Genomic DNA, 6,567 nt, shown 5'->3' on the forward strand with positions numbered 1-6,567 from the left:
AACTTAGAAGTCCTCCAAAATAAAGGAGATCAGGCATGATCCACGCTGGCAATGCCATTACCGTCCAAATGCTTTCGGACGGAATTGCAGAATTCCGCTTTGACTTACAAGGTGAGTCGGTCAACAAATTTAACCGCGCAACAATTGAAGATTTTAAAGCTGCAATTGACGCTGTTAAAGCAAACGGTGACATCAAAGGTTTAATCGTTACTTCAGGTAAATCTACATTTATCGTGGGTGCAGATATCACTGAATTCGGTGACAACTTCGCTCAAGGCGAACAAGCGATTGTGGATTGGGCATTGCCTGTTCACGACATCTTTAATGCATTTGAAGATCTAAACGTTCCTAAAGTTGCTGCAATCAATGGTATGGCATTGGGCGGCGGTTTTGAAATGTGCTTAGTGTGTGACTATCGTGTGATGTCAGAAGCCGCACAAGTTGGCCTTCCAGAAATCAAACTAGGTATCTACCCTGGTTTTGGTGGTACGGTTCGTTTAAGCCGTGTGATTGGTATCGACAATGCGGTTGAATGGATGGCAATGGCTGCACCGAAAAAGCCAGCTGCTGCGCTCAAAGACGGTGCTGTTGATGCGGTTGTTGCTGCAGACAAACTACAAGACGCTGCAATTGACCTTGTAAAACAAGCAATTGCTGGCCGTGTAGACTGGAAAGCAAAGCGCCAAGAAAAATTAGATCCTGTTAAATTGAACATGCTTGAACAAATGATGGCATTCAATACAGCAAAAGGTGCAGTGCTTGCAAAAGCAAATCCTGCTCAATACCCAGCGCCAAAACTTCTTCTAGACTCATTACAAGCAGGTGCAAGCCTTCCACGTGATGAAGCATTGAAAATCGAAGCGCAAGGTTTTGCTAAAGCGGCTGTAACTCCACAAGCAGGTGCGTTAATTGGTTTATTCCTTAACGACCAAATTGTGAAGAAAACTTCGAAGAAATATGAAAAAGGTGCGCACCCTGTCAACCAAGCCGCTGTATTAGGCGCGGGTATCATGGGTGGTGGTATTGCTTACCAAGCGGCAAGCAAAGGCACACCGATCATCATGAAAGACATTGGTAACCCACAACTTGCTTTAGGTATGAAAGAAGCAAATGGCTTACTGACCAAACAAGTTGAACGTAAGAAGATGAAACCTGCTCAAATGGGTGAAACTCTTGCTCGCATCCGTCCTACATTAAGCTATGACGAATTCAAAGAAGTGGACATCGTGATTGAGGCAGTAACAGAGAACCCGAAAGTTAAGGGTATCGTACTTGCTGAAACTGAGAAAAATGTTCGTGACAATACGATCATTGCTTCAAATACTTCAACAATTTCAATCACACGTTTGGCTGAAAACCTACAACGTCCTGAAAACTTCGTAGGTATGCACTTCTTTAACCCTGTTCACATGATGCCATTGGTAGAAGTGATCCGCGGTGAGAAAACATCTGCTGAAGCAATCGCGACAACTGTGGTTCTTGCTCAGAAAATGGGTAAAACACCAATCGTAGTTAACGACTGCCCAGGCTTCTTGGTAAACCGCGTACTATTCCCTTACTTCGGTGCATTTGACCTTCTACTGAAAGACGGTGCTGACTTCCAGCAAGTTGATAAAGTGATGGAAAAATTCGGCTGGCCAATGGGTCCTGCTTACCTCATCGACGTTGTGGGTATCGACACAGGCGTACACGGTGCGGAAGTAATGGCGGAAGGTTTCCCTGACCGCATGAAGCCAGACTACAAAGGCGCAACTTTAACCATGTACGAAAACAAACGTCTTGGTCAAAAGAACGACGTTGGTTTCTACAAATACGAACTTGACCGTAAAGGTAAGAAAGCCAAAGTGGTTGATCCAGTGGCTTACGAACTTGTGGCTTCTGTTGCAACTGCGGAAAAACGTGAATTTGATGCTCAAGAAATCATTGACCGTATGATGCTGACGTTCTGTAACGAAACTGTTCGTTGCCTAGAAGACAACATCGTAGCGACTGCTGCTGAAGCAGATATGGCGATGATCATGGGTGTAGGTTTCCCTCCATTCCGTGGTGGTCCATGCCGTTACATCGACCAAACAGGTGTCGCTGAATACGTAGCGCTTTGCGACAAATATGCGTATTTAGGTAAGGCTTATGAAGCGCCACAAATGTTGCGTGACATGGCTGCTAACAACAAAAAATTCTACGGTTAAGGAGCAACGTGAATGGCTACTTTAAATCCACGTGACGTTGTCATCGTTGATGGCGTACGTTCAGCAATGGGTAAAACCAAAAATGGTATGTTCCGTAACGTCCGTGCTGACAGCTTATCTGCTGAATTAGTACGCGCGCTTGTTGCTCGTAACCAGTTTGATACCAATGAAGTTGAAGACGTAATCTGGGGCTGTGTAAACCAAACCCTAGAGCAAGGTATGAACATTGGTCGTAATATTGCATTGTTAGCAGACCTACCACGTACTGTTGCAGGTCAAACAGTGAACCGTCTTTGTGGTTCTTCTATGCAAGCAATCCACACAGCGGCTGCGCAAATTGCAACCAACCAAGGTGATATCTTCATCATTGGTGGTGTAGAGCACATGGGTCACGTTGGCATGATGCACGGCATCGACATCAACCCAGAAGCGTCTAAGCACTATGCAAAAGCGTCTAACATGATGGGCTTAACGGCTGAAATGTTAGGTCGTATGAACGGTATTTCTCGTGAAGAACAAGATGCGTTTGGTGTTGAATCACACCGCCGTGCTTGGGCTGCAACACAAGAAGGTCGTTTCAAAAATGAAATCGTGGGCGTTGAAGGTCACGATGCAAATGGCTTCAAAATTCTGTGCGATATCGATGAAGTGATTCGTCCTGATGCAAACCTTGAAGCATTCCAATCGTTACGTCCAGTATTCGATCCGAAAGGCGGTACGGTAACTGCTGCAACATCTTCAGCTTTGTCTGACGGTGCTTCTGCAATGTTGCTGATGTCTGCTGAACGTGCTCAAGCTTTAGGTCTTAAGCCACGTGCTGTGATTCGCTCTATGGCAGTTGCAGGCTGTGATGCTGCGATCATGGGTTATGGTCCTGTACCAGCAACGCAAAAAGCACTTAAACGTGCTGGCTTGTCTATCGCAGACATCCAAACGTTTGAATTGAACGAAGCGTTCGCTGCGCAAGGTTTGTCTGTTCTTAAAGGCTTAGGCATTTATGACCAACAAGACCGTGTGAACTTGAACGGTGGTGCGATTGCATTGGGTCACCCATTGGGTTGTTCTGGTGCGCGTATCACAACGACTTTGCTGAACGTTATGGAACAGCAAGATACACAAATCGGTCTTGCGACTATGTGTATCGGTCTTGGTCAAGGTATCGCGACCATTATCGAACGTGTTTAATATTTAGTTAAATACTGAGATAAAAGAAACCCCGCTTAGTGCGGGGTTTTTTATTTGTTAACTAAACTCTCATGAATACATACTGGAAGCCCCTTCTCCCTCTGGGATGAGCAGCATGCGCCACAAGAGGATGAGGGAAATTTTTCATATAAATCCTCTCCCTGAGCGGTATTCTGCGCAAGTCTCCTTAAAAGGAGAGGGAATGTCCATTGTGAAGTAAATTTTGTTCAAAAATCTTCAGCAATAAACCGTGCTAAACAACCCTTAAAAAACGTCTTAGCATATTTAAAATTTAAAACGTTAATTCTCGATTTTCAGCGATTTTTGAATTATGGTAAGGCCTGAACCAAAACTTAAATATGCATAACAATGATAAATAAACGACTTCACTACCTCATAAAGATGAGCTGCCTAAGCACTTTTATTTTTCTTACAGCTTGCGTTACAAATAATCAAATCGATGAACTCTCCCGTGATCTGTTTCAAAAATACGAAACAAAATATGCATGGAGAACAATCCTTGAAGATGATGTGATCGCATTTGGCAAACCTGCTAAAGCAATACCCAATGAACCAATCGATAGCATCGTAGTCGCAGGCAATAAATACAGCTATTTGATCAATAAAGGCGGTGCTGATTTTATTCAACTGATAAGCCAACTCAATCCACAATATATTCGTCTCCATCGAGAACTTGACTTTAATTCTCCGAGCCCGAACAGCACTAAATTTAGCGGAAGCTTTAAATTTTATTATGCGCCTCCCAATGGAACACTAAGTCCTACGGAAAGGGCATTATTCAACCAATATGGCGTAGCACCATGTGATTGTTCAAAGGCAGAACAGCAAGATCATCTCTTTAACTTAGAAATTGCAGGTACGGTTTACCCAAAAGTTGCGAATGCCGCAGATTTAAAGCCCTTAAGCCATCCCTATAAGATCCGTATCCAGCATTACGAAGACCAAAGTGGCTATGTTAAAAAGTCAGGGCAGGAAAAATTGGCAGAATTACCACTATTGCCTTTAACACTCACAATCGACATCATTCAATTGCCTTTAAAAGCTTTAGGCTTTATTTATCAGCCTTAAATCAGAGTATGATCATATTCAATTGGTTGAATTTTCTAAGTACACATACACCCTGACTAGCTCAAAAATGGTTCCCTTTTTCCAATTTAAGTAAAGTAAGTGTTGAGTTGATCACCAATCCTTCAACTCAACATCCTACAATTCTTGGCTTAAATTTTCTGCGCCAACAAAGTCGCAAAATGCTGTTGAATCCGCTGCCCTTCAGCATCCACCCGATGCAGCTCACCGACATTTTCATTGTATTTCACAATATTCCAGCCTTCATACAACGCACTTAACTCTCCTGCTTTAAAGCTAAATGGAAAGTCAGGCTGCGCAGGTAAATCAGGTGTATCCATAGCGCAAACTATCAGGTTATAGCCATTTACACTTGTCGCTTGCTGCATCTGCTGAATCAGTGGCTTCACTGTCTTGGCCTCTAAAAACATCATCACCACGGTACAGCAAATAAAATCATATTTCCCCGTAATGCTTTGGTCTGCATTTAAATCACGCTGCTGTACATGAATATTTTCAATACCTTCCGCAGCGATCACCTCTTGCAGCTTGTGCAAACTGTGTGGATTGACATCCCATGCATCCACCTCAAAGCGCTGCTCAGACAGCTGACTTAAGTACAGCGAATTACGCCCCTGCCCACAGCCGACATCCAAAGCACGACCACCTTGCAAATATGGTGTTGCTGCCAAAATTTCTGAATGTGTTGGACTGAGCTGATACTTCTTATAAAAATAGTCCTGTGCTAAGCAATAAAAACTCAACTGACATTGCACATCGTCACTCGCAGACACAATCTTGTGCCACGCCTGCGGTTCGATAAACGGCGGTGGCTGATCTGGGCTAAATACATGCGTGGAAAGGATATTTCCAGACGCATCTAACATGGCAAAGTTCACTTCACCTTGCAGTACGGTGAGTTTTGCCCAAGTGCCTGCTTTGGTATTGTGCTGTTGTTTAAAACCTTGTGGAATCGACTGCTGCGTCCACACAGGGAGCTGTTTATAACAAATAAGCTGCTGCATCTGATGTTATCCCTCATGCGACTTTATTTTTATGCCATACCAATGGCGGAAATGTATATTCACCATAACGGCTTTAATAGTGATTTTAAATCAGCTTTAAATTGAAAATTTCGAATGCTGTGCAATGCACGCTGTTTTTGTTTGTTTTTCTGCGTAACACCATGTTATCCGTTTGTAACATTAGTGGAATATTCACACAATCAAATCCCTCACTCTGTGCCGTGTAACCTAAGCGCTGTTGATAAGGCATAAAATTTACAATGCCTTATTTTAACTAAGTTTTATAGAGTGATGACTATGAACGCGATCAAAACTACTTTAGCTGTTGCTTTAGTTGCTGCTACAACTTCTGCTATGGCAACTACTGCTGTAGAACAAAAACCTGCGACTGCTGTTGAAGCTGTAAAAGCTCAAGCTGCACAAGCGAAAACTGCAACTGTAGCTGCTGCTCAAGCAACTAAAGATGCTACTAAAACTCAAGTGGCTGTTGCAGAAAAAGCGACTCAAACTAAAACTTTAACAGTGAAAGAAACCACTAAAGCAAAAACTGCTGACATGAAAAAAGCAGTTGTAGAAAAAGCAGCAGCAACTAAAGAAACTGCAGTTGCAGCAAAAGATGCAACTGTAGCAAAAACTGTAGCGGCTAAAGACGCTGTTGTTGCGAACACTGTTGCAGCAAAAGACGCGACTGTAGCAAAAACTGTAGCAACTAAAGATGCTGTCGTTGCAAAAACTGTTGAAGCAAAAGATGCAGCTGTAGAAAAAGCAACTGATGCAAAAGAAGCTGTTGAAACTAAAACTGAAGAAGTAAAAGCTGAAGCGAAAAAAGACTGCGCTAAAAAATGTGCAGAGAAAAAAGCTGAAGCAGCTAAAGCTGAGAAAAAAGGTTTCTTTTCTTGGTTCAAAAAAGCAGCTTAATCGTTGATTAAATGCAAAAAAAAGATGCCTTCACGGCCACTGCTGTCCCACAATTTTTCACAAGAGGAAGCTCATTTGAGCTTCCTCTTGTTTTATGGGTATTTTATCGGGTGAAAATAAAGCTTTTAAAGTTCTTCTTTCAAACAAATTCACTTGAATTATTC

Annotated in this window: 5 protein-coding genes; 4 read left to right on the top strand and 1 reads right to left on the bottom strand. The window is 42.7% G+C overall.

Annotated elements, in window-relative coordinates; translation table 11 throughout:
• Positions 1 to 35: 35 nt before the first annotated feature.
• The 3 genes from fadB to FTT94_RS04975 all read left to right on the top strand — a co-directional run bounded on the left by fadB (position 36) and on the right by FTT94_RS04975 (position 4,463).
• Positions 36 to 2,189 carry a fatty acid oxidation complex subunit alpha FadB gene (gene fadB, locus FTT94_RS04965; RefSeq protein ID WP_180113630.1) on the top strand — a complete coding sequence of 718 codons (2,154 nt, stop codon included), beginning with the start codon at positions 36 to 38 and terminating at the stop codon, positions 2,187 to 2,189.
• 12 nt (positions 2,190 to 2,201) lie between these two features.
• Complete coding sequence (gene fadA / locus FTT94_RS04970) at positions 2,202 to 3,374, top strand: acetyl-CoA C-acyltransferase FadA (protein ID WP_168379008.1); 1,173 nt, start codon at positions 2,202 to 2,204, stop codon at positions 3,372 to 3,374.
• 369 nt (positions 3,375 to 3,743) lie between these two features.
• Positions 3,744 to 4,463 carry a hypothetical protein gene (locus FTT94_RS04975; RefSeq protein ID WP_180170325.1) on the top strand — a complete coding sequence of 240 codons (720 nt, stop codon included), beginning with the start codon at positions 3,744 to 3,746 and terminating at the stop codon, positions 4,461 to 4,463.
• Positions 4,464 to 4,612: 149 nt separating this feature from the next.
• Here the strand turns inward: FTT94_RS04975 and tehB are convergent, their stop codons facing one another.
• Positions 4,613 to 5,485 (bottom strand): SAM-dependent methyltransferase TehB, encoded by an 873-nt coding sequence (tehB, locus tag FTT94_RS04980; RefSeq protein WP_180062998.1) that lies wholly within the window; start codon positions 5,483 to 5,485, stop codon positions 4,613 to 4,615.
• A gap of 297 nt (positions 5,486 to 5,782) precedes the next feature.
• Between tehB and FTT94_RS04985 the strand changes: the two genes are divergently transcribed.
• Positions 5,783 to 6,403, top strand: coding sequence for a hypothetical protein (locus FTT94_RS04985; protein WP_180113633.1), 621 nt, complete (start codon positions 5,783 to 5,785; stop codon positions 6,401 to 6,403).
• Positions 6,404 to 6,567: the final 164 nt, after the last annotated feature.

Source organism: Acinetobacter sp. YH12027, assembly GCF_013420085.1.
GTDB classification, from domain to species: Bacteria; Pseudomonadota; Gammaproteobacteria; order Pseudomonadales; family Moraxellaceae; genus Acinetobacter; species Acinetobacter amyesii.

Coding starts and splice junctions, on each gene's coding strand:
- FTT94_RS04975 (WP_180170325.1), top strand. CDS start 3,744: ATGATAAATAAACGACTTCACTACCTCATAAAGATGAGCTGCCTAAGC.
- FTT94_RS04985 (WP_180113633.1), top strand. CDS start 5,783: ATGAACGCGATCAAAACTACTTTAGCTGTTGCTTTAGTTGCTGCTACA.
- fadA (WP_168379008.1), top strand. CDS start 2,202: ATGGCTACTTTAAATCCACGTGACGTTGTCATCGTTGATGGCGTACGT.
- tehB (WP_180062998.1), bottom strand. CDS start 5,485: ATGCAGCAGCTTATTTGTTATAAACAGCTCCCTGTGTGGACGCAGCAG.
- fadB (WP_180113630.1), top strand. CDS start 36: ATGATCCACGCTGGCAATGCCATTACCGTCCAAATGCTTTCGGACGGA.